22 protein-coding genes and 1 pseudogene are annotated in these 25,471 nt (G+C 71.4%); 12 read left to right on the plus strand and 11 right to left on the minus strand.

What is annotated here, in order from left to right; translation table 11 throughout:
• A pseudogene (locus AC0699_RS05960) lies at positions 1-187 on the minus strand (hypothetical protein); the annotation flags it as partial.
• A 281-nt stretch (positions 188-468) separates the two neighbouring features.
• Here AC0699_RS05960 and AC0699_RS05965 point away from each other — a divergent pair.
• Both AC0699_RS05965 and AC0699_RS05970 read left to right on the plus strand, forming a co-directional pair.
• On the plus strand, positions 469-1,923 hold the full coding sequence (locus AC0699_RS05965) for an alkaline phosphatase PhoX (protein ID WP_478656151.1): 1,455 nt from the start codon (positions 469-471) through the stop codon (positions 1,921-1,923).
• Between the two features lie 492 nt (positions 1,924-2,415).
• The gene (locus AC0699_RS05970; protein ID WP_478656154.1) at positions 2,416-3,999 is read left to right on the plus strand and encodes a vWA domain-containing protein; all 1,584 of its coding nucleotides are present in this window, start codon (positions 2,416-2,418) and stop codon (positions 3,997-3,999) included.
• Positions 4,000-4,050: 51 nt separating this feature from the next.
• Here the strand turns inward: AC0699_RS05970 and AC0699_RS05975 are convergent, their stop codons facing one another.
• Both AC0699_RS05975 and AC0699_RS05980 read right to left on the minus strand, forming a co-directional pair.
• Positions 4,051-5,259, minus strand: coding sequence for a TerD family protein (locus tag AC0699_RS05975; RefSeq protein WP_478656393.1), 1,209 nt, complete (start codon positions 5,257-5,259; stop codon positions 4,051-4,053).
• Positions 5,260-5,400: 141 nt separating this feature from the next.
• Positions 5,401-6,225, minus strand: coding sequence for an NAD-dependent epimerase/dehydratase family protein (locus AC0699_RS05980; protein WP_478656156.1), 825 nt, complete (start codon positions 6,223-6,225; stop codon positions 5,401-5,403).
• Between the two features lie 251 nt (positions 6,226-6,476).
• On the opposite strand from AC0699_RS05980, the gene AC0699_RS05985 reads away from it, so the two are divergent.
• The 4 genes from AC0699_RS05985 (at position 6,477) to AC0699_RS06000 (ending at position 11,609) form a co-directional block, all read left to right on the plus strand.
• Entirely contained in the window at positions 6,477-7,427 is a 951-nt protein-coding gene (locus AC0699_RS05985) for a 5-dehydro-4-deoxyglucarate dehydratase (protein ID WP_478656158.1), read from the plus strand.
• The gene (locus tag AC0699_RS05990) at positions 7,424-8,587 is read left to right on the plus strand and encodes a hypothetical protein (protein WP_478656160.1); all 1,164 of its coding nucleotides are present in this window, start codon (positions 7,424-7,426) and stop codon (positions 8,585-8,587) included. Before AC0699_RS05985 ends, AC0699_RS05990 begins: the two co-directional genes overlap by 4 nt.
• 125 nt (positions 8,588-8,712) lie before the next feature.
• On the plus strand, positions 8,713-10,071 hold the full coding sequence (locus tag AC0699_RS05995) for a S28 family serine protease (protein ID WP_478656163.1): 1,359 nt from the start codon (positions 8,713-8,715) through the stop codon (positions 10,069-10,071).
• Between the two features lie 116 nt (positions 10,072-10,187).
• Entirely contained in the window at positions 10,188-11,609 is a 1,422-nt protein-coding gene (locus AC0699_RS06000) for an NCS2 family permease (protein WP_478656165.1), read from the plus strand.
• A gap of 67 nt (positions 11,610-11,676) precedes the next feature.
• Here AC0699_RS06000 and AC0699_RS06005 read toward each other — a convergent pair whose 3' ends face one another.
• The 7 genes from AC0699_RS06005 to AC0699_RS06035 all read right to left on the minus strand — a co-directional run bounded on the left by AC0699_RS06005 (position 11,677) and on the right by AC0699_RS06035 (position 18,032).
• Positions 11,677-12,108 (minus strand): hypothetical protein, encoded by a 432-nt coding sequence (locus tag AC0699_RS06005; protein WP_478656168.1) that lies wholly within the window; start codon positions 12,106-12,108, stop codon positions 11,677-11,679.
• A gap of 101 nt (positions 12,109-12,209) precedes the next feature.
• On the minus strand, positions 12,210-13,673 hold the full coding sequence (locus tag AC0699_RS06010; protein ID WP_478656170.1) for a peptidoglycan D,D-transpeptidase FtsI family protein: 1,464 nt from the start codon (positions 13,671-13,673) through the stop codon (positions 12,210-12,212).
• 103 nt (positions 13,674-13,776) lie between these two features.
• Positions 13,777-14,433: a response regulator transcription factor gene (locus tag AC0699_RS06015; protein WP_478656172.1), complete on the minus strand. Its 657-nt coding sequence runs from the start codon at positions 14,431-14,433 to the stop codon at positions 13,777-13,779.
• Positions 14,430-15,662, minus strand: a complete 1,233-nt coding sequence (locus AC0699_RS06020) for a sensor histidine kinase (RefSeq protein ID WP_478656394.1) — start codon at positions 15,660-15,662, stop codon at positions 14,430-14,432. Before AC0699_RS06020 ends, AC0699_RS06015 begins: the two co-directional genes overlap by 4 nt.
• A 5-nt stretch (positions 15,663-15,667) precedes the next feature.
• A complete protein-coding gene (locus AC0699_RS06025) occupies positions 15,668-16,654 on the minus strand; it encodes a hypothetical protein (protein ID WP_478656174.1) in 987 nt (328 codons plus the stop codon).
• Positions 16,655-16,791: 137 nt separating this feature from the next.
• Positions 16,792-17,262 (minus strand): GNAT family N-acetyltransferase, encoded by a 471-nt coding sequence (locus AC0699_RS06030; protein WP_478656177.1) that lies wholly within the window; start codon positions 17,260-17,262, stop codon positions 16,792-16,794.
• Positions 17,262-18,032 (minus strand): IclR family transcriptional regulator, encoded by a 771-nt coding sequence (locus AC0699_RS06035; protein WP_453664957.1) that lies wholly within the window; start codon positions 18,030-18,032, stop codon positions 17,262-17,264. Before AC0699_RS06035 ends, AC0699_RS06030 begins: the two co-directional genes overlap by 1 nt.
• Positions 18,033-18,167: 135 nt before the next feature.
• Here AC0699_RS06035 and AC0699_RS06040 point away from each other — a divergent pair, with 135 nt between their 5' ends.
• From AC0699_RS06040 to AC0699_RS06060, 5 genes are all read left to right on the plus strand, one after another.
• Positions 18,168-19,700 (plus strand): aldehyde dehydrogenase (NADP(+)), encoded by a 1,533-nt coding sequence (locus AC0699_RS06040; RefSeq protein ID WP_478656180.1) that lies wholly within the window; start codon positions 18,168-18,170, stop codon positions 19,698-19,700.
• 16 nt (positions 19,701-19,716) lie between these two features.
• A complete protein-coding gene (locus AC0699_RS06045; RefSeq protein ID WP_478656396.1) occupies positions 19,717-20,319 on the plus strand; it encodes a DUF1349 domain-containing protein in 603 nt (200 codons plus the stop codon).
• Between the two features lie 207 nt (positions 20,320-20,526).
• Positions 20,527-20,883 carry a hypothetical protein gene (locus AC0699_RS06050; protein ID WP_478656182.1) on the plus strand — a complete coding sequence of 119 codons (357 nt, stop codon included), beginning with the start codon at positions 20,527-20,529 and terminating at the stop codon, positions 20,881-20,883.
• Between the two features lie 216 nt (positions 20,884-21,099).
• Positions 21,100-21,819, plus strand: a complete 720-nt coding sequence (locus tag AC0699_RS06055; RefSeq protein ID WP_478656184.1) for a DsbA family oxidoreductase — start codon at positions 21,100-21,102, stop codon at positions 21,817-21,819.
• Positions 21,820-21,924: 105 nt separating this feature from the next.
• Positions 21,925-22,971 carry an aminotransferase class V-fold PLP-dependent enzyme gene (locus AC0699_RS06060; RefSeq protein ID WP_478656186.1) on the plus strand — a complete coding sequence of 349 codons (1,047 nt, stop codon included), beginning with the start codon at positions 21,925-21,927 and terminating at the stop codon, positions 22,969-22,971.
• 585 nt (positions 22,972-23,556) lie between these two features.
• On the opposite strand, the gene AC0699_RS06065 is transcribed toward AC0699_RS06060, so the two are convergent.
• Positions 23,557-24,054, minus strand: coding sequence for a MarR family winged helix-turn-helix transcriptional regulator (locus AC0699_RS06065; protein WP_478656189.1), 498 nt, complete (start codon positions 24,052-24,054; stop codon positions 23,557-23,559).
• A gap of 167 nt (positions 24,055-24,221) precedes the next feature.
• Here AC0699_RS06065 and AC0699_RS06070 point away from each other — a divergent pair, with 167 nt between their 5' ends.
• A complete protein-coding gene (locus AC0699_RS06070; protein WP_478656191.1) occupies positions 24,222-25,304 on the plus strand; it encodes an alkene reductase in 1,083 nt (360 codons plus the stop codon).
• The last annotated feature ends 167 nt before the right edge of the window (positions 25,305-25,471 follow it).

Here is a 25,471-nt window from a genome sequence, read left to right on the forward strand (position 1 = left end):
CCCGGTCCTCGAACGCCGGACGCGTCGGGTAGGTACGGGCCCCTGTTCCGGCCCCCGGCCCAGGCGTCGCGGGACGACGGGGCGGTGCGGCCCGGTCGCGCGCGGCGGGTCGTGGGCCGGGCCGGGCCGTGTCGAGTGGCTGCGGGCGCGCGTCGCGCATGCGGGTGACGGGGCGCAGTCCCGTCATGTACGCGGATGCGACGCACCGTTGACGGGATCCGCAGTGGACGGCGACGAGGTCGGCGTTCGCGGCGAACGCCTGGGCGACCGCACGGCCGAGACCTCAGGCGCCGCTGACGAGGACACGTCGGCCGTCGGCCGACAGATTCATGGAAGAGGGCCTCTCGGTGCTGTGTGATGTTGCAAGACGTTCAACTGCCGTTTATACGTGAGCGGGAGCGTTGCCCCGCAGACTCGCGCCGCCAGACCTCCAGGCACCACGCCAACACATCCCCTCAGGAGACCGCGATGCCGCTCAGCCGCAGGGAATTCACCAGACAGTCCGCGCTCACCGGCGCGGGAGTCGCCCTCACCGGTGCCGTCGGCGCACTCGCCACCGCACCCGGCGCGCTCGCCGCCGAGGACAACGCCGCGGAGACGGCCACGGAAGCCACCGGCCACGGTCACGAGCACGGCCCCGGCTACGGGCCGCTCCTCCCCGACCCCGAGGGCATCCTCGCCCTCCCCGCCGGTTTCTCGTACCGCGTACTCACCCACAGCGGCGTCACGAAGCTGGAGTCGGGCGAGTTCACCCCGTCCAACCACGACGGCACCGCGAGCTTCGAGGGCCCCCGCGGCGTCACCCTGCTCGTCAACAACCACGAGCTCAAGGGCCCCCGGTCCAAGTGGAAGTACCCCGTCCCGCTGTCCGACGGCCTCGTCTACGACCCCGCCGCCGCCGGCGGCTGCACCGTCGTCGAGACCCACCGCGACGGCCGCACCGCCGAATGGGTCGGCATCGCCGGCACCTCGCAGAACTGCGCGGGCGGACGCACCCCCTGGGGCACCTGGCTCACCTGCGAGGAGAACGCCGACAAGGCCGGCCAGAACGGCATGACCAAGGACCACGGTTACGTCTTCGAGGTCGATCCCTACGACCGCCGCGCCAACCGCCACCCCCTGCCGATCAAGGCCTTCGGCCGGTACGAGCACGAGGCCGTCGTCATCGACACCAAGCGCGGCCACGCCTACCTCACCGAGGACGCCTCCGGCCCCAACGGCCTCTTCTACCGCTGGGTCCCGCCGCAGGGCTTCCAGCACGGCCGCGGCCGGCTGCGCCACATCCCCGAGGACGCCGGCCTGCTCCAGGCGCCCAAGTGCTACGACGCGGGCGGCCGTTTCGTCGACGATCTGTCCCGCGCCACGAAGATCGGCACGGTGTACGGCGTGGACTGGGCCGACGTCCCGGACCGGGATGCCAAGACCGTGCCGGTGCGCAAGCAGTTCGGCGACGGCGAGGTCACCCGGGCCCGCAAGCTCGAGGGCATGTGGTGGGCGGACGGCGGCGCGTACATCGTGTCCTCGTACGCCCGCGAGGAGAGCCCGGGCCGGCCGCACGACGGCCAGGTCTGGTTCTACGACCCGCGGCGCCGGACGCTCACCCTCAAGGTGCTGCTCGGCGTGAACGCCGACCCGTCGAAGGACGGCGCGTACGACGGCCCCGACAACATCACCGTCTCGCCGTACGGCGGCCTGATCATCGCCGAGGACGGTGAGGGAATCCAGCACCTCTTCGGCGCGACCGAGCGTGGCCGTACGTACCCGATCGCCCGCAACGACCTGAACATCGGCACCGAGGAGGAGCCGGCGTACAGCGAGTTCGCCGGAGTCGTCTTCTCGCCCGACGGACGGACGCTGTTCGCCAACATCCAGACCCCGGGCATCCTGGTCGCGATCACGGGGCCGTGGAAGCGAGCCTGCTGAAAGCCCCCTGAAAAACCCTTCGCGCGGACGCCGCCTGCGTCCCTAGAGTGATCCACGTCCAGGTGCGTAGGCAGGACCTACTTCCACTCATAATGGGGAGGTCACGGGTTCGAGTCTCGTCGCCGGTACTTCAAGCCGGTGTAGCTCAGGGGATAGAGCACCAACACGTCGGTTCCGCCGAACTGTTCTCTGGACGCCACAACTTCATGCACCTCCCGGTGCGCAGGCCGCGGTTACTTCGTTCGCATCGAAAACCAGACCGCAGCCGTCCTTGATCTCGGGAGGCACAGCAAGCGATGAGGGGTGCCCGGTGCGCAGGCAACGGATACTTCAATCAATCTGCGGGTTGCGGGTTCGAGTCCCGTCACGCCTTTTAGGGGGCGTGTAGCTCAATCGGTAGAGCAGTAGGAACAAGCCCGTCGCCGACTCTGATCTCGGGCACCCCTCATCGCTGTGCCTCCCCCATTCACTTCTGAATTCGGGGGAATTCACATGGCACGCTTCAACGTCCGTACGACCAGGGCCCAGGCGGCCTCGCCCGTGAAGACCACCGGGCGCACCACGGTCACCCATCAGGGCGGCCGAGGACACCTGCGGGATGCCAAGTCCGAACTGTTTCTGCTCGCTGTCGCCAACTTCGTCTCGCAGCAGACCTTCTACGAGTCCGGCGAGGCCCGCGACAACCGCTTCGCCACGCTCGTCCGCACGCTCGCCGTCGAGGACCCCGAGTGGACCGCCGGCCTGCTCGGCTGGCTGCGCGGTGACGCCAACATGCGTACCGCCTCGCTCGTCGGCGCCGCCGAGTACGTGAGGGCCCGACTGGACGCGGGAGCCACCGAGGGCCCGTCGAACCGGCAGGTCGTCGCGTCCGTGCTGCGCCGGGCCGACGAGCCCGGGGAACTGCTCGGCTACTGGACCTCGCGGTACGGGCGGGCCGTACCCAAGCCCGTCAAGCGCGGAATCGCGGACGCCGTACGCCGCCTCTACAACGGCAAGTCGCTGCTGAAGTACGACACCGCCGCCAAGGGGTACCGCTTCGGCGACATCCTCAACCTCGTGCACGCCTCGCCCGACCCCGACAAGCCGTGGCAGGGCGAGCTGTTCCAGTACGCCCTGGACCGCCGCCACCACCCGGACACCGCCGCACCGCCCGCGTCGAACCGTACGCTGACCGCCCACCGGGCGCTGATGGCGCTGCCGGTGGCCGAACGGCGGGCCGTGGTCACCGGGCCGGACGGCGCGCAGCGGCTGGCCGAAGCCGGGATGACCTGGGAGGCGCTGGCGGGCTGGCTGCAGGGGCCGATGGACGCGGCGGCCTGGGAGGCCGTGATCCCGTCCATGGGCGCGATGGCGCTGGTACGGAATCTGCGGAACTTCGACGAGGCAGGGGTCTCGGACGAGGTCGCGTCGCGTGTCGCGGCGAAGATCTCGGACCCTGAGGTGGTCGCAGCCTCGCGGCAGTTCCCCTTCCGCTATCTGGCCGCGTACCAGCACGCGCCGTCGCTGCGCTGGTCGTACCCGCTGGAGAAGGCGCTCGGGCACTCGCTCGCGAATGTGCCCGCGATGCCGGGGCGGACGCTGATCCTGGTGGACCGGTCCGGCTCGATGTGGTCGCCCCTGTCCGACCGTTCGCAGCTCAACCGGGCGGACGCGGCGGCGATCTTCGGCACGGCGCTGGCGATGCGGGCGGCCGACGCCGACCTGGTCGAGTTCGGCACCGGCAGCGCGCGCGTGAAGTACAGCAAGGGCGAGTCCGTGCTGAAGGTGCTGGGGCGCTTCGGTGACCTCGGCGGGACCAACACCACCGAGGCGGTGCGCAAGCACTACAAGAAGCACGACCGGGTGCTGATCGTCACCGACGAGCAGGCGATGGGCAGCCACTACGGCGACCCGACCGAGCAGGTCCCGGCGCACGTCCCCGTCTACACCTGGAACCTCGCGGGGTACCGGGCCGGGCACGGTCCGTCCGGTGGGGGCAACCGGGCCACCTTCGGCGGCCTGAGCGACGCGGCGTTCAGGATGGTCCCGCTGCTGGAGGCGGGCCGTAACGCGCACTGGCCCTGGACAAGGGCCTGACACCGGCCCCGGCCGCCCCCGAGGCGGCCGGGGCTCGCTGTCCCGGGGCGGCTACAGCGCCTGCGCCGCCGGCTTGACCATGCCCCGGACGGTACGGGACTTCACGAACTCGCCCATCGCGGTCATCTCCCACTCACCGGAGAACTGCCGGATCAGCTTCGCCATCATCACGCCGGTCTGGGGCTCGGCGCTGGTGAGGTCGAAGCGCACCAGCTCCTCGCCCGTCGCCGCGTCCAGCAGCCGGCAGTACGCCTTCGCGACCTCGGTGAACTTCTGGCCCGAGAAGGAGTTGACCGTGAAGACCAGGCCTGTGGCCTCGGCGGGAATGCGGCCCAGATCCACGACGATCACCTCGTCGTCGCCCGCGCCCTCGCCGGTCAGATTGTCCCCGGAGTGCTTGATCGCGCCGTTCAGGATGGACAGCTTTCCGAAGTAGCAGCTGTCCAGATGATTGCGCTGCGGGCCGTACGCGATCACGGACGCGTCCAGGTCGATGTCCTTGCCGCGGAAGGCGGGCTCCCAGCCGAGGCCCATCTTGACCTGGGAGAGCAGCGGGCGGCCGCCCTTGACCAGGGACACCGTCTGGTTCTTCTGGAGGCTGACCCGGCCCTTGTCCAGGTTGATCTTCCCCGTGCCCGGGGCGGGCGCCGGTGCGGCCGCCGCGGGGGCGGCGACCGGGGGAGCGGGCGGTGCGGCGACGCGCGGATCGGCCACCGGGGCGGGAGCCGGGGTGGGGGCGGGCGTGGCCGCGGGGGCGGCGGCCGGCTCCTCCTCGACCGAGACGCCGAAGTCGGTGGCGATGCCCGCCAGCCCGTTCGCATACCCCTGGCCGACCGCGCGGGCCTTCCACGCCCCGTTGCGCAAATAGATCTCGACGACCACCAGCGCCGTCTCCGAGCCCAGCCGGGGCGGGGTGAAGGTCGCCAGGACCGCGCTGTCGTCGGCGTTGCGGATCGTGGCCGTGGGCTCGATGCCCTGGAAGGTCTGCCCCGCGGCGTCCGGGCTGGCCGTGACGACGATCTTCTCGATCCCGGCCGGGACGGCCGTGGTGTCGACGATGATCGCGTCGGGCGCCGTGCCCCCGCCGGACCGGTAGGTGACACCGGGGCCCGTGGGCTGGTTGTAGAAGATGAAGTCGTCGTCGGAGCGCACCTTGCCGTCGGCGGTGAGCAGCAGGCCCGATACGTCGAGCCGCACGGGCGCCGCGACGTCCACCGCCACGCGCGCGGCGGTCAGGGGGATGTTCGAGCCGGGGGTCATAGCTGTCATGCCTGAGGTAACGAGCGACGTGGCTTTGCCGTTCCCTTACCTTCGGCCGAACGGTAACGGGGGCCTGGGCCAAGCCACCGGCGCCGAGCCACGGGGGCCCGGGCCAAGCCGCCGTGCCGAGCCGGACAGGGCCTAGTGCGGCCACATCGGCGGCCGCGTCACGAAGTGGCCGCCGAGATACGTGTGGTCCGGGTTGGCCGGGTCCAGTTCGCCCTGTTCGGCGATGAGCTTCTCCGCGAACTGCTCAGAGTCGTCCTGCGGCTCGTAGCCGAGCGCACGCGCCGTCGAGAGGTCCCACCACAGGCGGGTGTTGGCGGAGGAGCCGTAGACGACGGTGTGGCCCACGTCCTCCGCGGTCAGCGCGGCATGGAAGAGACGGGCGCAGTCGCCGGGGCTCAGCCAGACCGAGAGCATCCGGACGCTGTTGGGCTCCATGAAGCAGGAGCCGATCCTGACGGACACGGTCTCGATGCCGTGCCGGTCCCAGTACAGCTGGGCGAGATCCTCGCCGAAGCACTTGGAGAGGCCGTAGTAGGTGTCGGGGCGGTGGGGCGTGTCGACCGGGATCAGCACGCCTGGATCGAGAGGTGCGCTCTCGCGCGGGCGCGGGGTGAAGCCGACCGCGTGATTGCTGGAGGCGAGGACGACGCGCCCGACGCCCGCCTCGCGGGCCGCCTCGTAGAGGTTGTACGTGCCTTCGACGTTGGCGCGGAGGATCTTGTCGAAGGAGGCCTCCAGGGAGATGCCCGCCAGGTGGATGACCGCGTCCACGCCCCGTACGGCCTCGCGCAGCGCGTCCGTGTCGGCGAGGTCGGCGGTGATCGCGCCGGGCTCTCCGTCGATCGGGGTCATGTCGAAGAGGCGGAGCTCGTAGCCGTACGCGGGCAGCAGCCCCCGCATCAGGGTGCCGAGGCCGCCGGCTGCGCCGGTGAGCAGGAGGGTGCGGGGTGCGGGCATGGGTGGGTTCCCCTCGACGTGACTCTGATGGGACGCAGGCCTGTAGACGGCATTCACATGCGTGGACACGCTAAGGAGCGGCCCCGGCAGCGTCAAGTGTGGCGTGGAGGCGTCAATCATGCCGCTGAGTTGCGGCTTTCTGGCTTGACCTCGCCATCGATGCCGCACTAGCGTGACGTCGTTCAGAAATGTAGACGTCGATCAGAATGATGCACGAGCTGATCGCTCGGTGCACGGCCCAGGGAGCGCCCGTGACCTCAGCCCCGCTCGCCGCCCGGCTCGCCCATGCCGAGGGGCCGCTGTTCTTCCCCGTCACCGCGTACCGACCCGACGGCGCCCTCGGCCTCGACGCCTTCCGCGCCCATGTGCGTTCCGGTGTCGAGGCCGGCGCCGGGGCCGTCTTCGCCTGCTGCGGCACCGGCGAGTTCCATGCTCTGACCCCGGAGGAGTTCCGCGACTGCGTTGCCGCCGCGGTCGAGGAGACCGCCGGCCGGGTCCCCGTCCTCGCGGGCGCCGGCTACGGCACGGCCCTCGCCATCCGGTACGCGAAGCTCGCCGAGGACGCGGGCGCCGACGGGATTCTCGCCATGCCGCCCTACCTCGTCGTCGCCGACCAGGCCGGACTGCTGCGCCACTACGCCGCGCTCGCGGCCGCCACCGAACTGGACGTCATCGTCTACCAGCGCGACAACGCGGTGTTCACGCCCGAGACCGTCGTCGGACTCGCCGCGGTCGACGGCATCATCGGCCTCAAGGACGGGCACGGCGACCTCGACCTGATGCAGCGCATCGTCAGCGCCGTACGCACCGAGGCCCCCGGGCGCGACTTCCTCTACTTCAACGGCCTGCCCACCGCCGAGCTCACCGGCCTCGCCTACCGGGGCATCGGCATCACCCTCTACTCCTCCGCAGTCTTCTGCTTCGCCCCCGAGATCGCCCTCGCCTTCCACCGCGCCCTCACCACCAGCGACGATGCCACCGTCGAACGCCTCCTCGACGGCTTCTACCGCCCCCTCGTGGAACTGCGTGCGTCCCGCCACGGATACGCCGTCTCGCTCGTCAAGGCCGCGGTGCGGCTGCGCGGACAGGACGTCGGCGAGGTACGGCCGCCGCTGAGCGAGCCGTCCGCCGACCACCTCAAGGAGCTCGCCGACATCGTCGAACGCGGCTGTGCACTCCTCGGAGACGGAGTGGCCGAGTGAAGGCCGGCGCCTTCGTCTACCCCTGGGACATCACCGGCGACCCGGACGCCGCGGACCGGATCGCCGGCCTCGGCGTCCGGCAGGTCACCCTCGCCTCCGCCTACCATTCGACCCGCGCCCTCACCCCGCGCCACCCCCGCCACCGCGTCGTCACCGCCGAGCACGCGGCCGTGCTCTATCCGCCGGACGAGGCGCGCTGGGCCGGAGCCGCACTCCGTCCGTTCCCGGCCGGGTCCTGGGCGCCCGGCGACGCGTACGGACAGGCCGCCGACGCCCTGACCGCCGCCGGACTCGATGTGCACACCTGGGTCGTCCTCGCCCACAACTCCCGCCTCGGCGCGGAGCACCCGGGCACGTCCGTGGTCAACGCGTACGGCGACCGCTATCCCTGGGCGCCCTGCATCGCCCAGCCCGCCGTCCGCGCCTGTCTGCAGACCCTCGCGGCCGAGGCGGCGGTACGGCCGGGGGCACGCGGCACGGAGCTCGAATCCTGCGGCTGGTACGGGCTCGCCCATCTGCACGCCCACGACAAGATCGCGGGTGTCGGCCTCGGTGACGCCGCCCAGTACGCCATGTCGCTGTGCTTCTGCCCCGCCTGCCGGGACGGATACGCGGCACAAGGCATGGACCCCGACGAGCTGAGCGCGGGCGTGCGGGACGCGCTGGAGCCGGTGTGGCGGGGGAGCGCACCCCCCGACATCCTGGTCGAGAAGCTGCTGGGAGCCGAACCGGCCGCGGTGACCCTGGAGTTCCGTACCCGCACGGCCCGGACGCTGCAGGAAGCCGTCGTCGCCGCGGTACGGGCCGCCGCCCCGGAGGGCTTCCAGGTGCTGCTGCACGCGGATCCGGTCGCGTACCACTGCGGTGCCAACGCCGGGGTCGACCCCGCGCACATCCTCGGCCTCGCCGACGGCGTGGTCGTGCCCTGCACCGGCGGAGCGCGGCTGCTGCCGCCGTTCGCCCAGCACGCGTCCGCGACGTCCGTCATCGCCGCCAACCTCACCGTGGTCGCAGACATGGGCGGCAGCCCGGGAACTCTCGCCGCCGACGCCCGCCGTGCCGCCTCGCTCGGGGCGGACGAACTGCGTCTGTACCACGCGGGGCTCGCCTCCGACCAGGACCTGGCGGCGGTCAAGGACGCGCTGGCACAGCTCGTCTGACGCCCCGCCGGCACCACCGCCGCCGACAGGCCCGTGGGGGCAGTTGGCGTACTTCCCGGTGCGGCGCCTCCTGAAGCCGTAGCATCCGGCGCACCACCCGTCACTCATGCACGAGGGGAAACACTGTGCGCATCAACGGGATAACGGCGCTTCTGTGCGCCGGGCTGGTTTCCGGTACGGCGATCCTGGCCGGAGCCCTTCCCGCGGTGGCGGCCACTCCGGCCGCGCCGGATCCGGCCCGGGCCGCTGCCGCCGAGGACGTACGCGACCAGCTGGAACGCATCCCGGGCATGACCGTCGTCTCGGTCGTGGACCGCGAGGGACACCCGTACTACACGCTGACGTACGCCCAGCCGGTCGACCACCGCCACCCGCTCCGCGGCACGTTCACCCAGCGTCTGACGCTGTGGCACAAGTCCGCCGACCGGCCCACCGTCTTCTACACCGGCGGCTACACCCTCTCCACCGGCATCACCTCCCTCACCCGCCTGATCGACGCCAACCAGATCAGCGTCGAGCACCGTTACTTCGCCGGCTCGCGGCCCGCGGGCGCGGCCGGTGACGACTGGTCCAAGCTGACCATCTGGCAGGAGGCGAGCGACGAACACCGCATCACCCAGGCACTGCGCGGCATCGAGAAGGGGAAGTGGCTGGGGACGGGCGGCAGCAAGGGCGGGATGACCGCGACCTACCACGAGCGCTTCTACCCGGGGGACCTCGACGCGGTCGTCGCCTTCGTCGCCCCCAACGACGCGAACAACAAGGACGACTCGACGTACGAGCGGTTCTTCCGCACGGTCGGCACACAGGAGTGCCGCGACGCGCTCAATGCCGTGCAGCGCGAGATGCTCGTGCGCCGCGAGCGTCTGCTGCCCAAGTTCGAGGCGGACGCCGTGAAGAACGGCGATACGTTCGAGGAGACCCTCGGCACCACCGACCGGGCCTATGAGTTCGCCGTCCTCGACCAGGTGTGGAACTTCTGGCAGAGCGACACCGCCGACAACTGCGCCACCGTCCCCGACGCGAAGGCCGTCGGCGACGACGAACTGTACGAGTGGTCGAAGCAGCACGGCTTCAGCGTCTACCAGGACGAGACGCTCGGCACGAACGGAGCGGGCCCCTACTACCGGCAGGCCGCGACCCAGCTCGGCTGGGCGGATCTGAAGTTCAAGCACCTCAAGGACGTGCGCCACTACCCGGACATCTACCAGCCCAACTCGGTCCTGCCCGATGTGATGCGCGGCTCGTACGACAACGCGGCAATGGCCGACATCGACAGCTGGGTGCGGACACGGGGCGAGCGGATGATGTACATCTACGGCCAGAACGACCCCTGGAGCGCCGAAAAGTTCACACCGAGCCGGCACGACTCGTACCGCTATGTCGTGCCCGGTGCCAACCACGGGGCCTCGATCGGCAAACTGCCGGCGGAGCAGCAGGAACAGGCCATCGCCACGATCAAGAGGTGGGCGGCGGTGAACTAGCACTGCGGTCAGGTCACACCCTGGTCACGTAACACGGCGAAAACCTGAACGGCCTCCTCGGTGGGAACAATCCAGCCATCGACACAGCGCGGAACCGTCACCCGCCGAGGAGAGCCATGCCGGAACCACAGGGACACAACGCCGTCGACCGCTACTTCAGAATCACCGAACGCGGTTCGACCTTCGGGCGCGAGGTACGCGGCGGCTTCGCCACGTTCTTCACGATGGCCTATATTCTCGTGCTCAACCCGATCATCCTCGGTGGGGCCGAGGACAAGTTCGGAGCCCAGCTCTCCGGGCCCCAGCTCGTCACCGTCACCGCCCTCGTGGCCGCCGTGATGACCGCGATCATGGGTCTCGGCGGCAATCTGCCGCTCGCCATCGCCGCCGGGCTCGGCCTCAACGCGGTCGTCGCCTTCCAGATCGCCCCGTTGATGAGCTGGCCCGATGCGATGGGCCTGGTGGTCATCGAAGGCATCCTCATCTGTGTCCTGGTCGTCACGGGGCTGCGCGAGGCCGTCATGCACGCGATCCCGCAGCAGCTGAAGCAGGCCATCAGCGTCGGCATCGGGCTGTTCATCGCGTTCATCGGCTTCATCGACGCGGGCTTCGCGACCCGTATCCCCGGTGAGACGGGGTCCGTTCCGGTGCAGCTCGGGGCGAGCGGACACCTGAGCGGCTGGCCCGTGCTGGTCTTCTGTCTGGGCGTTCTCCTCACCATTTCCCTGATGGCGCGCAAGGTGGGCGGCGCGATCCTGATCTCCATCGTCGTGATGACGGTCGTCGCGATCGTCATCAACGAGATCGCCGACATCGCCCCGACCGCCTGGGGACTGACCGTCCCCACCGTCCCCGAGAGCGTCGTGGCGGCCCCGGACTTCGCGCTCGTCGGAAACTTCAGCCTCTTCGGCGCCTTCGGGCAGGTCGGTGTCATCACCATCGTCCTGCTCGTCTTCACCCTGATCCTGAGCGACTTCTTCGACACCATGGGCACGGTCGTCGGCGTCTCCAACGAGGCCGGGCTGCTCGACGAGAAGGGCAATGTCCCGAACCTGGGCCGGGTCCTGCTCATCGACGGCGCCGCGGCCGTCGCGGGCGGCGCGGCGTCCGCCTCCTCGGCCACGTCCTACATCGAGTCGGCCGCCGGTGTCGGCGAGGGCGCCCGTACCGGCTTCGCCTCCGTCGTCACCGGCGCGCTCTTCGGGCTCGCCCTCTTCCTCACCCCGCTCGCCACGGTCGTCCCGGCCCAGGCCGCCGCCCCCGCGCTGGTCGCGGTCGGCTTCCTGCTGATGGCGCAGGTCCGGCACATCGACTGGGTGCGGTACGAGATCGCCATCCCGGCCTTCCTCACGATCGCCGTGATGCCGTTCACGTACTCCATCACCAACGGCATCGGCGCCGGGTTCATCGCCTACACCGTCATCAAGACGGTGCTCGGCAAGGCGCGCGAGGTGCACTGGCTGCTGTGGGGCACGACGGCGCTGTTCGTCGTGTACTTCGCGATCGACCCGATCCAGCAGCTGCTGGGCGTCGGCTAGGCCCTGTCTTCTGGATCAGGCCGGACCCGCCCCAGGGCCTGGGGCGGGTCGCACCACCGGTCCGGGGTCACGGCTGGGTGGCCGGACCGGTGGCGCGCCTCCCCTCGAACCGCAGGGCCGTGCCCGTCGCGACCGCGCCCAGGCCCTCCCATACGGCAATGCCGAGGAAAGCGGTCGGAGCGCGGTGGGAGAGCACCGCGAAGGCGAAGACGAAGCAGGTCAGCAGCCGGAACGGGACCGTCCAGCGGAAGAAGGCCTTCCAGTCGGCGAGCGCCGCCAGCACGTAGTACACGCCCATGTTGAGCGCGGCCATCGAGGAGGCGGTGACGAAGGACTGCGTGTAGTCCCCGGCGTCGAAGGTGAGGTCCGAAGCCGCCCCCAGACCCATGACCATGAGCAAGTGGCTCGGGGAGATCAGCCCCGCAAGCCCCATCGTCGCAGCGAGGACACCGAACACGGCCATGGTCCAGCCGGACAGGGAACGGGGCAGCTGCTGCACGGAGTCCTCCACATACACCTGCATTGAAGATTGAAGTACCCCTGCATACCGTGAGGCGTGTCCCGAAGCCAACCGGAGTCGGCGCCTCCTCGGCGATGCCCCTACCTGAGCGCCGCCTTCATCATCTTCTGGGCGATCGGCGCCGCCAGCCCGTTGCCGCTGACCTCCGAGCGTGCCGCACCCGAGTCCTCGACGATCACCGCGACCGCCACCTCCTTGCCGGTCGCACCCTCTCCGTCCCCGGAGGTCTTCGCGTACGACGTGAACCAGGCGTACGGCGTCTTGCTGTTGTTCTCGCCGTGCTGGGCCGTGCCCGTCTTCCCGCCGACCTCGGCGCCGCTGATCCGCGCGTTGCTGCCCGTGCCGTCCTCGACGACCGTGACCATGGCGCTGCGCAGCTGCTCCGCCGTGGACGAGGACACGATCCGCTCCGCCCCGGAGTCCCCGTAGCTCCGGAGGGTGTTGCCGTCCGCGTCCACCACCTCGGAGACCATGTGCGGGGACGCCATGAGACCGTCATTGGCCAGAGCGGCGGACACCATCGCCATCTGCAGCGGAGTCGCCGTCACCTCGAACTGGCCGATACCTGTCAGCGCCGTCTGCGCCGAGTCCATGTCCGTCGGGTAGACGCTTTTCGACGCGCGCACGGGGACATCCTGCTCGGCGTCGTTGAAGCCGAACTTCTCCGCCATGGCCCGGACTTTCTCCTTGCCCAGGTCCGCGGCCATCTTCCCGAAGACGTTGTTGCAGGAGTACCGCAGCGCGGTGCGCATGGTCGCGTCCTCGCAGGGTGCGGACTTGTTCTCGTTCTCCAGCACGGTCCGGGTGTTCGGCAGCGTGTACGGGTCCGGGCTGTCCGTCCGCTCGTCCACCGACGAGTAGAGCCCGTTCTCCAGCGCCGCCGCCGCGACCACCAGCTTGAAGGTCGAGCCGGGCGGCAGCGGCTGGCGCAGCGCCCGGTTGAGCATCGGCTGGTCCTTGTCGGCGGTGAGCTGCTTCCAGGCGTCGCCGTCGGTCGTCCCGCTGATCGTCGACGGGTCGTACGACGGCGTGCTCACGATCCCCAGGATCCGGCCGGTCTTCGGGTCGACGGCGACCGCCGCGCCCTTCTTGTCGCCGAGCGCCTCGAAACCGGCCTTCTGGACGGCGGGGTCGACGGTGGTGAGGACGTCACCGGGCCGGGCCTGCTTGCCGGTGAGCACGTCCAGCGGGTTCTTCAGCAGATTGCCGGTGCCGTCGAGCACGTCGCTGTAGATGCCTTCGAGCTGGGTCGCGCCGTACGCCTGCGAGCTGTACCCGGTGACCGGCGCGTACAGCTCGCCGTTCGTGTACGTGCGCCTGTACGCGAGATCGCTGCCCTCCGTTCTCTTCGAGCCGGTGACCGGCGAACCGGCCACGACGATGTCGCCGAGCGGCTGCGCGTACTGCGCGATGGTGTTCCGCCGGTTGTGCTTGTCGTCCGCGAGGGCCTCGGCCTGGTACGCCTGCACCCAGGTGGCCCGCACCAGCAGGGCGAGCACCAGGAGCAGACTGAAGACCGCGGCGCGCCTGATCGTCTTGTTCATCCCAGGGAGGGACGAGCGGCCTGAGGCGTTCCGTTCCGTTCTGCCGGGTTTCTCAGGCAATCCTCATCCGCATCCGCGCCGGCGGACGAGGAGTCCACCGGACCTACCGCGGGGCGATGAACCCCGACTCGTACGCCGCGATCACCGCCTGCGTACGGTCCCGCGTGCCCGTCTTCGCCAGGACCGCCGCCACATGAGTCTTCGCCGTCGCCGGGCCGACCCGGAGCTGCTCCGCGATCTCCGCGTTGGTCAGGCCCCTCGCCATCAGCCGGAGCACGTCCGCCTCCCGCTCGGTCAGCCGCGCGGCCCAGGGCGGCGGCGGGGCGGGTGCGTGGCGCGCGTGCTCCGCGGCGAGGCCCCGCAGCGCGGCCGGGTAGAGCAGCGAGTCGCTGCGGGCGACCAGCCGGACCGCCGCCACCAGGTCCTCCGCGGCGGCACGCTTGAGCAGAAAGCCCGCGGCACCCGCCCGCAGCGCGTCGTACACGTACGAGTCGTTCTCGAAGGTCGTCACGACCACGATCCGCGGAGGCGTGTCCATCGAACCGAGGATCTGCTGAGTGGCCCGGATGCCGTCGACCTCCGGCATGCGGACGTCCATCAGCACCACATCCGGGCGCAGCTCGCGGACGACGGACACCGCCTCGGCGCCCGTCGCCGCCTCCCCCGTCACCTCCAGGTCCGGTTCGGCGTCGAGGATGACGCGCAGGGCGGTGCGGACCATGCGCTCGTCGTCGGCGAGGACGACCCGGATCGCGCTCATCGCCCACCGGCCAGGGGGAGGCGGGCGGTGAGCCGCCAGGTCTCGCCGGCCGGGCCCGCCGAGGCCCGGCCGCCGAGCAGCGCCGCCCGTTCGGCGACACCGCGCAGGCCGCGGCCGCCGCCCGGACGGACCACCGGTGACCGGTCGGGCAGCGGGTTCTCCATCGATATCTCCAACTCCGTGTCGTGTACGCGCACATGGAGCGACACCGGTGCGGCGCCGCCGTGTCGCAGGGCGTTGCTCAGGCCCTCCTGGACGATCCGGTACGCCTCGCGGGAGACCGCCTCGGGGACGGCGGACAGCTCGCCCTCCGCCGCGTACGCCACCTGCCGCCCGCTGTGCGCGAGCAGCCCGTCCAGCGCGTCGAGTCCCGGCGTGGACAGCTCGCCCTCGTCCTCCCCCTGCCGCAACAGCCCGAGGACCGAGTCGAGTTCCCCCACCGTGCGCCGGGTGGTCTCCTCGATCGCCGCCAGCGCCTCCCGTACGAACTCCGCATCGCTGTCCAGGACCCTGCGGGCGGCGCTCGCCTGCAGGGTCACCGCACTCAGCGCATGGCCCACCGAGTCGTGCAGCTCGCGGGCGAGCCGGTTGCGCACGGCGAGTTCGGCGGCCCGCCGCTCGGCGGCCGCCAGCCGGTCCTCGGGCGTCGGCCCCAGCAGCAGCGGCGCCTGGCGGGCGAGCAGCGCCCCGGCCCCGGCCGTGCAGGCCGCGAGCGCCAGCAGCATCAGCAGCCCCGCGGGCAGCCCCGCCCAGACGACCCATGACCGGTTCAGCGACCAGTGGTCCGAGAGCGCGGACTCGCGCAGCGAGGCGGAGAACGGCAGCACCATGACCGCCACCGCGAACGGCGGCAGTGCCAGCGACGCACCGCTGACCAGCCCGCCGAGCCCCACATGAAGCGTGTACCAGGCTGCGGTTCGGGCCCTGCTCTGCCGGGTCCGCGCCGGACCGTCCGCGAACCCGTCGGCCGGTACCCCGCACATCGCCCGTGCCGCGGCCACCGACATCGGCCGGGCCAGCGGGAAGAGCGCGGTGACCGCGGCCAGCGGCAGGGCGATCGCGTACGCCCCGAGCTGCACGGCGAGGGAGCCGCCGAACAGGCCCGGAGCGTCCACGATCGGGCCCATGACCACGGTGCCGACGAGCCAGTACGGCATCAACAGCGCGCCGCCCAGGATCAGATGGACCCAGCGCAGCCGCGCCCGCGCGCCGAACAGCGCCCCCCACACACGTCTCACGCGTCGCGCCGCCGCAGGAAGCAGGCGGTGGCGGCGGCGAGGAGCAGCCCGGTGATCATCTCCCCAGCGTAGGTCAGGGTCATCAGCACCGGGGCCGCCTTGTCCGGATCGGTGTCCGGCATCAGCGTGGCGAGCAGCATCCAGCCGCCCCAGGCGCCCAGCACGCCGGAACCCACCCAGGCGGCGGCCAGCGGTGTCCGGACCCGCAGAGACCGGCCGCGCCGGAAGACGAGGAGCAGCACGCCTGCCACGGCGGCCGCCGTGAACAACACCCGGACGCCCTCCAGGACATAGAAGTCGGTGGTGCGCTCGGCAGCCCTGAGCGGGGGCAGTCCCGCCGTCGAACCGAGCGCCCAGAGCAGGTGCATGACGGCGGGGAACAGTGCGAGCACCGACCCGGCCACGGCGGCCGCGCGCATCGGCGGCCCGGTCACGGCGGCCGGCAGTTCCCGGACCAGACCCCGCCACACACGGCCCCAGCGGTCGTGCGCGTACAGCACGAAGAGGGCGCCCAGGCTCAGGCCCTGCACGATGAACCCGCTGTAGACCACGCTGAAGACCCAGTCGTCGAGGAACGGCTCCTTCAGCGCGTCCTGGGCCTTCGTGCCGCCGCCGAGGGACACCAGCAGCTGCAGGGGGAAGCCGACCATGATCGGGGTGAGCAGCCCGGTCGCCGTCCAGGTGGGCACGGCAAGCAGCCAGGCCTTCACCCGCAGCCCCCAGTGCTGGGTGAGCAGCAGGGCGAGCACCACGACGGCCGCGTCCATCAGGACCGAGACGCTGTTCAGGACTGCCATCTGTGCGCGGTGGTCCAGGAGCCCGCTGCCGGCGGGGATGCCGATCTCGCTGCCGGCGACCCAGGCGACCTTGAGCGAGATATAGGGCGCGCAGGAGGCGATGGCGAGGGCGCGCAGCGCCGTGCGACCTCTTCCGAGGCGTGGCGCGAGAGGCAGGGGAGCGGCGACGAGCGGTGTCTGTGTCATGGCGTCCACGCTTCCGGGCACCGGCCCTCGGCACCTCCTGCGTGGTGACGAACCCCCTCCGCCGTACGGCGGATGCGCCCACGTACCCGATGGTGACCGGCCCGCTCCGCCGGCGCGGAAACCAGTCCGGGCGGCCCTCAGGCGTCGAGCCTGAGCACGAACTCCTCGGTCTCCTCGCCGCGCGCGTGGGCGAAGCCGCGGTCCCGTCCGGTGACCTCGAAGCCGCACTTGGCCAGGACGCGCAGCGAGCCCGCGTTGTCGGCGGCCGCCCGCGCGTACAGGGGACGTTCCGGTACGAGCGCGAGCAGTTCGCGCAGCGCGGCGGTGGCCACACCGCGGCCCCAGTGGGCCCGGTCGATCCAGTACGTCACCTCGCGCTCGCCGGGTCGTCCGTACACGGCCGCGTGGCCTGCGACGGCCCCGTCGACCAGTACGGTGCGGTTCACGTCGGCGGTGCCGAGCACGCGCTCCCAGTGGGCGTCGAAACGGGCCCGGTCCGTGGGGTCCTCGGCGGTGAACGCGGCCATGCGCGTGCCCTCGGGGTCCTGCATCAGCACGAAGAAGCGGTCGAGGTCCGGCTTCCGGACCTCCCGGAGAGTGACCGTCATCAGAGCCTCCGCGTGGCCAGGGTCAGCCGGTCCCGCGCGTCGAACAGCGCGTCCTTGATCATTTGCTCGTGGGCCGGGGTCAGCCGCGCCACCGGCACCGAGCAGCTGATCGCGTCCCGCGCCGGCGTCCGGTACGGGATGGCGACGCCGAAGCAGCGCAGACCCAGAGTGTTCTCCTCGCGGTCCACGGCGTAGCCCTGCTCACGGATCTGCCGCAGCTCCTCGATGAGCTGCTCCCGGTCGGTGACGGTGTGCTCGGTCAGCGCGGGCAGCGTCTCCGGCAGCATCTTGCGCACCTGCTCGTCGCTGTGGGTGGCGAGCAGCGCCTTGCCGAGCGAGGTGGAGTGGGCGGGCAACCGACGGCCGACGCGGGTGAAGGGGCGCAGATAGTGCTGGGACTGGCGGGTGGCCAGATACACGACGTTCGTACCGTCGAGGCGGGCCAGGTGGATCGTCTCCGTGGTGTCGTCCGAGAGCCGGTCGAGGGTGGGCCGGGCCGCCGCGACGACCTCGTCGCCGTCGATGTACGAGGTACCGACGAGCAGGGCGCGTACGCCGATGCCGTACCGCGTGCCCGTCGCGTCCGTCTCCACCCAGCCCAGCTCGACCAGGGTGCGCAGCAGCATGTAGAGGCTGGACTTGGGATAGCCGACGGCCTCCTGGACGGCGGCGAGCGAATGCATACCGGGGCGTCCCGCGAAGTATTCGAGCAGCTCCACGGTCCGCACCGCGGATTTGACCTGTGCCCCACCCTGCTCGGCAGTTGCCATGGCCTTCACCCTTCTTGACCGCTCTTGACCGCTCTTGACCGCGCAGAACGCCCGGAAATAGAGTCCCCACGTCCCATGGTATTCACCAGTGGGAACTCTGTTCAGAATACCGAACAACTCGGGGAGGAAGCCGTGGTGGGAGCAGCACCAGTCTGGAGTGTGGACCCCCGAACCGGGAAGCCGCGTGAGCAGGTCGCGGTCGAGGCCACGGCCGAGGAGGTCGACCGGGCGGTACGTGCGGCGGAAGCCGCCCGCCCCGCACTCGCCGACCGTACGGTACGCGCCGCGCTCCTGCGTACCGCCGCGGACCTCCTCGACGAGGCGGGCGAGTACGTCATCGAGGCCGCGGACGCCGAGACCGCCCTGGGGCCGACCCGGCTCACCGGCGAACTCGCCAGGACCACCGCCCAGTTGCGGGCCTTCGCCGATGTCGTCGACGAAGGCGCCTTCCTCGACATCCGCATCGACCACGCGGACGCCGGGCGCACCCCGCCGTGGCCCGATCTGCGCCGCTGGAAGATCCCGCTCGGCGTCGTCGCGGTCTACGCCGCGAGCAACTTCCCGCTCGCCTTCTCGGTGCCGGGCGGCGACACCGCGAGCGCACTCGCCGCGGGCTGCCCCGTCGTCGTCAAGGCCCACCCCGACCATCCGGCCACCTCCGAACTCTGCGCGTCCGTGCTGCGCAGGGCGGCCCAGCGGGCCGGACTCCCCGAGGACGTCGTCGTCCTGGTGCACGGCTTCGACGCGGGCCTGGAGCTCGTACGCCACCCGCTGGTCGCGGCCGCCGGCTTCACCGGCTCGGTACGCGGCGGGCGCGCCCTCTTCGACGCGGCGGCCGCCCGGCCCGCCCCCATCCCCTTCCACGGCGAACTCGGCTCCCTCAACCCGGTAGTGATCACCGAGGCCGCCGCCGCCGAGCGGGCCGAGGCGATCGGCGCCGGCCTGGCCGGCTCGATGACTCTGGGGGAGGGGCAGTTCTGCACCAAGCCCGGCTTCGTCCTCGCCCCGGCGGGGGACGCGGGCGACCGCCTGCTGAAGTCCCTCACCGCGGCCGTGAGCGACACCGAGCCCGGCGTGATGCTCGACCACCGGATGCGGGACGCCTTCGTCGCGGGCGTCACCGAGCGGGCCGCGCTGGACGGCGTCGACGCGCCCGTCACCCCCGGCGCGGGCGGGGAGCACACCGTGAGCGCGGGCTTCCTGACCGTACCGGCGCAGCGGCTGACCGCCGAAGGGCCGCACGATCTGCTGCTGGAGGAGTGCTTCGGACCCGTCACCGTGGTCGCCCGGTACGCCGCCGCAGACGAGATCGAAGCCGTACTGTCCCGGCTGCCCGGCAATCTCACCGCCACGCTCCACCTCTCCGAGGAGGAGGCACGGGGGCAAGGCGCCGGGCTGCTCGCCGCGCTCACCCCGCTCGCCGGCCGGGTCCTCGTCGACGGCTGGCCGACCGGAGTCGCCGTCGCCCCCGCCCAGCACCACGGCGGCCCCTACCCGGCCACCACCTCCACCTCGACCTCGGTCGGAGCCACGGCGATCGAGCGCTGGCTGCGCCCGGTCACCTACCAGTCGGCGCCGCCCGCGCTGCTCCCGCCCGAGCTGCGCGACGACAACCCGCTCGGTCTTCCGCGTCTGGTCGACGGGCGCGCGGAGGGTCTGGAAAGCTGACCGCGTGACCGACGAGATGGATCTGCCCGAACTCCCCTTCGCGCTACGCCCGTACGGCCCCGACGCCGACTGGTCGTACGAGAACGGGATGCTCACCGGCTGGGCGGGCGCGCGGCAGGACCGTTTCGTGCCGCCCACGGGTGATGCCCTGGACCCGGCCTCCGACGCGCCGCGCCTGCTCGGCGCGCCGGAGGGTGACTTCCAGCTGATCGCGCGGGTCAAGGTCGGCTTCGGTGCCGCCTTCGACGCGGGCGTGCTCTATCTGCACGCCGCCGAGCGCGAGTGGGCCAAGCTGTGCCTGGAGCTGTCCCCCGACAAGCCGATGATCTGCACCGTCGTCACCAGGGGTCACTCCGACGACGCCAACTCCTTCGTGGTGGAGGGCGACAGCGCCTGGCTGCGGATCAGCCGTACCGGGAGCGCCTTCGCCTTCCATGCCTCGACGGACGGCGAGCGCTGGACCTTCGTGCGGATCTTCACGCTCGGCACCCGCGAACAGGCGGAGGCCGCTCTCGTCGGCTTCATGGCCCAGTCCCCGGTCGGCGAGGGCTGTGTCGTCACCTTCGACCGGATCGAGTACCGGCCCGTCTGGCCGGAGGGCCTGCGCGACGGTTCCTGATCCGGTTGTCGGGGAAGGGCTGCCGGGGACGGCCTGTCGGACCGGGTTGAGGCCGTCTGCCGGACCGGGTGACCACCGATCTCCTGGGCCGAGGATGCCCCGTACGGGTGACAGGTGATCGTTTCCGCACCCGGTCCACGTGCCACGACCGCCGGCTCAGGGGAAGGCCTCGGGCGTTCCGTACGCCCTTCGACAAGGAGCCTTCCCATGTCTCGCATGCGACTTCGCCACTCCACCGCGGCCGCCCTCGGCGCCCTCGTGCTCGTCCTGACCCTGCCCACCCCGGCCGGCGCGGCGACGGGCTCCTTCTCGTACGTCCACACCGGCCTGGACGGCCGGCCGCAGCAAGCGGTCCTGACCGATCCGCCGAGCGGCGAGTGCATCACCCTCCCCGAGGTCGCGGACCCCTCCTCCTCCGCGCCCGCCTCCACCCCTCGTAACGACACCGACGCCGTGGCGGTGGTCTTCACCGAACCGGACTGCACGGGCTACTCCTTCCCGCTGCGCCCCCACGGCGGCCACGGCTCGGACCGCCTCAAGCTGCGCTCGGTCGTCTTCGGCTGAGCCCGTCGACTGCCCCGGTACGCGTCCTGTGCGGTCTGTGCCGGGGCAGTCGCGCGTCCCGAGGCGGGCGGCCGCGGTGCCGGGCGGGCGGCTCCCGGGGTGGCCGGGGACCCGGCCGCGCGGCACCAGGAATGTTCCGGGCGCTGCGCGTGTTGTGTGGCTCTGAACGGAGGCTCCCTCCGTCCTCAGCCCACACCCCGGAGAGAAAGCGGTCACATGCGCGTCGAGATCTGGAGCGACATCGCCTGCCCCTGGTGCTACATCGGCAAGGCTCGCTTCGAGAAGGGACTCGCGGCCTTCGCCCACCGCGACGAGGTCGAGGTGGTGCACCGCTCCTTCGAGCTCGATCCGAACCGGGCCAAGGGCGACACCGCACCCGTGATCGACATGCTCGCGAAGAAGTACGGCCGCACCCTCGACGAGGCCCGTGCCATGGAGGCGCACGTCGCCTCCACCGCGCATGCCGAGGGACTCGGATACCGCACCGAGGGCCGCGACCACGGCAACACCTTTGACATCCACCGGCTGCTTCACCTGGCCAGGGCCCGCGGCCGCCAGGACGAGCTGCTGGACCTCGCCTACCGGGCGAACTTCGCCGAGGAGCGGTCCGTGTTCGACCCGGAGGTCCTGGTCGGGCTCGCCGTGGAGGCCGGGCTCGACGCGGACGAGGCCCGCGCTGTCCTCGCCGACGAGGACGCGTACGCCGATGACGTACGTGCCGACGAGCGCGAGGCCGCCGAGCTCGGGGCGAATGCCGTGCCGTTCTTCGTCCTCGACCGCCGGTACGGGGTGTCCGGCGGGCAGCCCGCCGAGGTCTTCACACAGGCGCTGGAGCAGGCCTGGCAGGGCCGGGCGCTGGTCCCCGTCGGCACGGACGGCTCCGCGGACGCGGCCGTCTGCGACACGGACGGTTCCTGCGAGGTTCCGCAGGACTGACACCCGCGGCGGGAGCCGCCCGGCCTCCACGCATAAGAACTGCTTGGAGGTGTCAGTCAGTTATGTGCAATTGACTGATAGTCGCGGCGGCTCCAGGGTGGTCACATGGACACCCTGGGAAGCGCCGAGTTCGCGCCGACGTCGACGTACCTGAACACCTCCACCTGCGGTCTGCTGCCGCGCCGCACGGTCGAAGCCGTCAAGAAGCTCGTTGAGGAGATCGCGGACGGCAGCCCGGAAGGCTCGGGCAGCTTCGAGGCCGTGGAGGCCGCCCGCGCCTCCTTCGCCCGCCTTGCCGGTGTGTCCTCGGAGCGTGTCGCGGTCGGCGGCTCGGTCGCCGTGCACGTCGGGCTGATCGCGGCCTCGCTGCCCTCGGGAGCCGAGGTCGTCGCCCCCGAGGGGGAGTTCAGCTCGGTGGTCACCCCCTTCACGGCCCGCGGCGATCTGAAGGTGCGGTACGCACCGCTCGACGGGATGGCCGACGCCGTGCGGCCCGGAACCGCGCTGGTGGCGCTGTCCGCCGTGCGGTCGGCGGACGGGCGGATCGCGGACCTCCACGCGGTACGGGCCGCCGCGGCCGCCCACGGCGCCCGCGTCCTCGTCGACGCCAGCCAGGCGGCGGGCTGGCTGCCGCTGGAGGCGGGGGCGTACGACTACACCGTCACCGCCGCTTTCAAGTACCTGCTCTGCCCGCGCGGTGCGTCGTTCCTCACCGTCACCGAAGAGGCTCAGGAGTCACTGGTCCCGGTCCATGCGGGCTGGTTCGCCGCCGAGGACCTGTCGGGGAGCACCTACGGGCCGGTCGAGGAGTTCGCCCGGTCCGCCCGGCGCTACGACGAGCCGCCGTCGTTCCTCGCCTACCACGCGGCCGAGCAGTCCCTCGCGCTGCTGGAGGAGATCGGGGTCGGGACGATTCACGCCCACAACACCGCCCTCGCGGCCCGCTTCCGGGAGGGGCTGACGGAACTCGGCCACACGCCCGTCCCCGGGGACTCCGGCATCGTCGCCGTCCCCGGACTCGGCGCCCGGCAGCCGGATCTCGCCCGCGCCGGGGTCATCGTCTCGGCCCGCGCGGGCAATCTGCGAGCCTCGTTCCACCTCTACAACTCGACCGCCGATGTGGACCGGGCGCTGGAGGTCCTGTCCCGCTAGGCCGTGTTTGAGAACTAGCGCCGTCCGCCCTCAGGGCGGGGCTCGAGGCGTCTGGTGCGTGCAATCGCAAGGCGGTGGGGGCACCTCCCAGCGGTAGCTGGGGGAGATCATCCTCCCTCGTACTGGACGTACTTGGATGACTCCGACAACGCAGCGTGGGGGCACCTCCCGTGCCCGAAGGGCTACGGGGGAGTGCGTGCCAGGCGTCGCGAGCCAGGCGGGAGTTCTCAAACACGGCCTAGGCCGCCCCCGGTCCGAGGCGAAAGTGTGCGGCCTCCGCTGTGAGACGTCGCACCCGCAAACCCCGCGGGAGAGGCGCCCGGACGCCGTGCACGTCGCCTTCGCGCCGCCCGTCACACCTCGGTGCGCAGTGGCCGGACACCGCGACCCCCAAGGCGGAGTCCGAGGTGTTCGACACCTCGATGCGCCGGTGCACCGTGATCCCCGAACTTCGGAGGCGTCCGTGACCTGCAGCGCCCCGATCGAGCACATCACGCCGTACCAGTCGGCGAGATGGGGCCCCACGCCGCAGCGCGCAGGGGGCGGGAAAACCTGGGCGCAGCCGCCCGGGATCCGCCGTACGGTCTAACGCTCCTGCGGGCACTCCGCCGACTCCGCGCAGAGATTCTCCTCGACCTTGGCCAGCAGCCGGCCCAGCTCGGCGCGCTCGGCCGGGTCGAGGCCGGCGAGCGTGTGGTCCTCCAGCTCGCTCCAGGCCCGCTGTACATCGGCGAGCAGCGCGCAGCTGGTGTCGGTCGACTCGACGAGCACCGCGCGCCGGTCCTCCGGGTCGGGTGTGCGCCGGACGTGTCCCGACTGCTCCAGCCGCTGGAGCATCTTGGTGACGGTCGACGGGTCGAGCTCGCACGTCTTGATGAGCTCCGACTGCCGCACGGGCCCGGAGTCCCAGAGATGCATCATCACCATCTCCTGGCCGGGGTAGAGCCCGACCTGCTTGAGCAGCTTGCCCGCGGCGATGCGATGGAGCCGGGCGACCCGGGAGACGGCATGGCTGACCGGGCCGCCGCGGGCGGCCACCGGCAGCTTCTCGTAGGTACAGGCGGGGTCGGCCTCCGGCTTCATCGGGCCTCCTCTGGGCTGATCCGGCGGGGATTCGCGGGCGTCTCCGGGCTTGTCCGACGTTCCCACACATCCCTTCGGCCAGATTACCTTGGCCGGCCAATCAATGCGCTACTGTGGAGCTCGTCGCATTAATTGGCCGACCAACCATGTCTGTCCCGGGAGCCATCATGACCACTGCCTTCGACCCGATCGACCTTTCCGGTACGCGGCTCGCCAACCGCATCGCCATGGCGCCGATGACCCGCAGTCGCGCCCACGGCCCGGGCCTCACCCCGACCGACTCCACGGTCGAGTACTACGCACAGCGCGCCTCGGCCGGCCTGATCATCACCGAGGGCATCCAGCCCTCCGTCATCGGTCAGGGCTACCCCGACACCCCGGGCCTGCACAGCGAGGAGCAGATCGCGGCCTGGCGCAAGGTCACCGACGCCGTCCACGCGAAGGGCGGCCGGATCTTCGCGCAGCTCATGCACGCGGGCCGCATCGGGCACCCCGTGATCTGGCCGGACCAGGAGCTGCTCAGCGTCGCACCGTCCGCCGTCGCCGCCGCCGGCCAGCTGTACACCCATGAAGGGCCCAAGGACTTCCTTCCGCCGCGCGAGCTGACCGGCGCCGAGGTGCGCGCCACCATCGGCGAGTACGCCGAGGCCGCACGCAACGCCATCGAAGCGGGCTTCGACGGCGTGGAGCTGCACGGCGCCAACGGCTACCTCATCCACCAGTTCCTCTCCACCAACACCAACCAGCGCACCGACGAGTGGGGCGGCTCCGTCGACAACCGCATCCGCTTCGCGGCCGAGGTGACCCGAGCCGTGGTGGAGGCCATCGGCGCCGAGCGCACAGGCCTGCGTATCTCGCCCGGCAACCCGTACAACGACATCGCCGAGACCGACACCGAGGCGACGTACACCGCGCTGGTCCGGGCGCTGGAGCCGTTCGGCATCGGCTACCTGCACATCGTCGAGAACGTGCCGGGCCTGCGGGATCTGACGCTCGCGCTGCGCAAGCAGTTCACCGGCACGTTCATCCTCAACCCGGCGACCGACGGGCCGACCGGCCCCGGCGAGCTCGCCCTCGTCGAGGAAGGCACCGCCGACATCGTGTCGTACGGCGCGCTCTTCCTCGCCAACCCGGACCTGCCGGCCCGGCTCGCGGCGGGCGGACCGTACAACACCCCCGACATGGCGACCTTCTTCGGCGGTGAGGACAAGGGGTACATCGACTACCCGGCGCTCGCCGACCAGGCCTGACCGGGCGACTTCGGCGGGCTCGTACCGCCGTGACGAAGAACGGGGCCGGGGGGGGGGGGGGGGGGGGGGGGGGGGGGGGACCCGCCCCCCCCCCCCCCCCTGGGCTGGGCCGCGGCCCGAAGCGAGACGCGAAAGAGAGAAGGGGGGGTGTTTTCCCCCCGCGGAGA

The sequence above is a fragment of the Streptomyces sp. NPDC043870 genome (assembly GCF_056435785.1).

What these genes read in the sequence shown, in the direction of transcription:
- AC0699_RS06035 (WP_453664957.1), bottom strand. Translation starts at nt 18,032, where the DNA reads ATGGCAACTGCCGAGCAGGGTGGGGCACAGGTCAAATCCGCGGTGCGG.
- AC0699_RS05970 (WP_478656154.1), top strand. Translation starts at nt 2,416, where the DNA reads ATGGCACGCTTCAACGTCCGTACGACCAGGGCCCAGGCGGCCTCGCCC.
- AC0699_RS06000 (WP_478656165.1), top strand. Translation starts at nt 10,188, where the DNA reads ATGCCGGAACCACAGGGACACAACGCCGTCGACCGCTACTTCAGAATC.
- AC0699_RS06030 (WP_478656177.1), bottom strand. Translation starts at nt 17,262, where the DNA reads ATGACGGTCACTCTCCGGGAGGTCCGGAAGCCGGACCTCGACCGCTTC.
- AC0699_RS06010 (WP_478656170.1), bottom strand. Translation starts at nt 13,673, where the DNA reads ATGAACAAGACGATCAGGCGCGCCGCGGTCTTCAGTCTGCTCCTGGTG.
- AC0699_RS05980 (WP_478656156.1), bottom strand. Translation starts at nt 6,225, where the DNA reads ATGCCCGCACCCCGCACCCTCCTGCTCACCGGCGCAGCCGGCGGCCTC.
- AC0699_RS06055 (WP_478656184.1), top strand. Translation starts at nt 21,100, where the DNA reads ATGCGCGTCGAGATCTGGAGCGACATCGCCTGCCCCTGGTGCTACATC.
- AC0699_RS06060 (WP_478656186.1), top strand. Translation starts at nt 21,925, where the DNA reads ATGGACACCCTGGGAAGCGCCGAGTTCGCGCCGACGTCGACGTACCTG.
- AC0699_RS06065 (WP_478656189.1), bottom strand. Translation starts at nt 24,054, where the DNA reads ATGAAGCCGGAGGCCGACCCCGCCTGTACCTACGAGAAGCTGCCGGTG.
- AC0699_RS06025 (WP_478656174.1), bottom strand. Translation starts at nt 16,654, where the DNA reads ATGACACAGACACCGCTCGTCGCCGCTCCCCTGCCTCTCGCGCCACGC.
- AC0699_RS06045 (WP_478656396.1), top strand. Translation starts at nt 19,717, where the DNA reads ATGGATCTGCCCGAACTCCCCTTCGCGCTACGCCCGTACGGCCCCGAC.
- AC0699_RS06070 (WP_478656191.1), top strand. Translation starts at nt 24,222, where the DNA reads ATGACCACTGCCTTCGACCCGATCGACCTTTCCGGTACGCGGCTCGCC.
- AC0699_RS06050 (WP_478656182.1), top strand. Translation starts at nt 20,527, where the DNA reads ATGTCTCGCATGCGACTTCGCCACTCCACCGCGGCCGCCCTCGGCGCC.
- AC0699_RS06015 (WP_478656172.1), bottom strand. Translation starts at nt 14,433, where the DNA reads ATGAGCGCGATCCGGGTCGTCCTCGCCGACGACGAGCGCATGGTCCGC.
- AC0699_RS05975 (WP_478656393.1), bottom strand. Translation starts at nt 5,259, where the DNA reads ATGACCCCCGGCTCGAACATCCCCCTGACCGCCGCGCGCGTGGCGGTG.
- AC0699_RS05965 (WP_478656151.1), top strand. Translation starts at nt 469, where the DNA reads ATGCCGCTCAGCCGCAGGGAATTCACCAGACAGTCCGCGCTCACCGGC.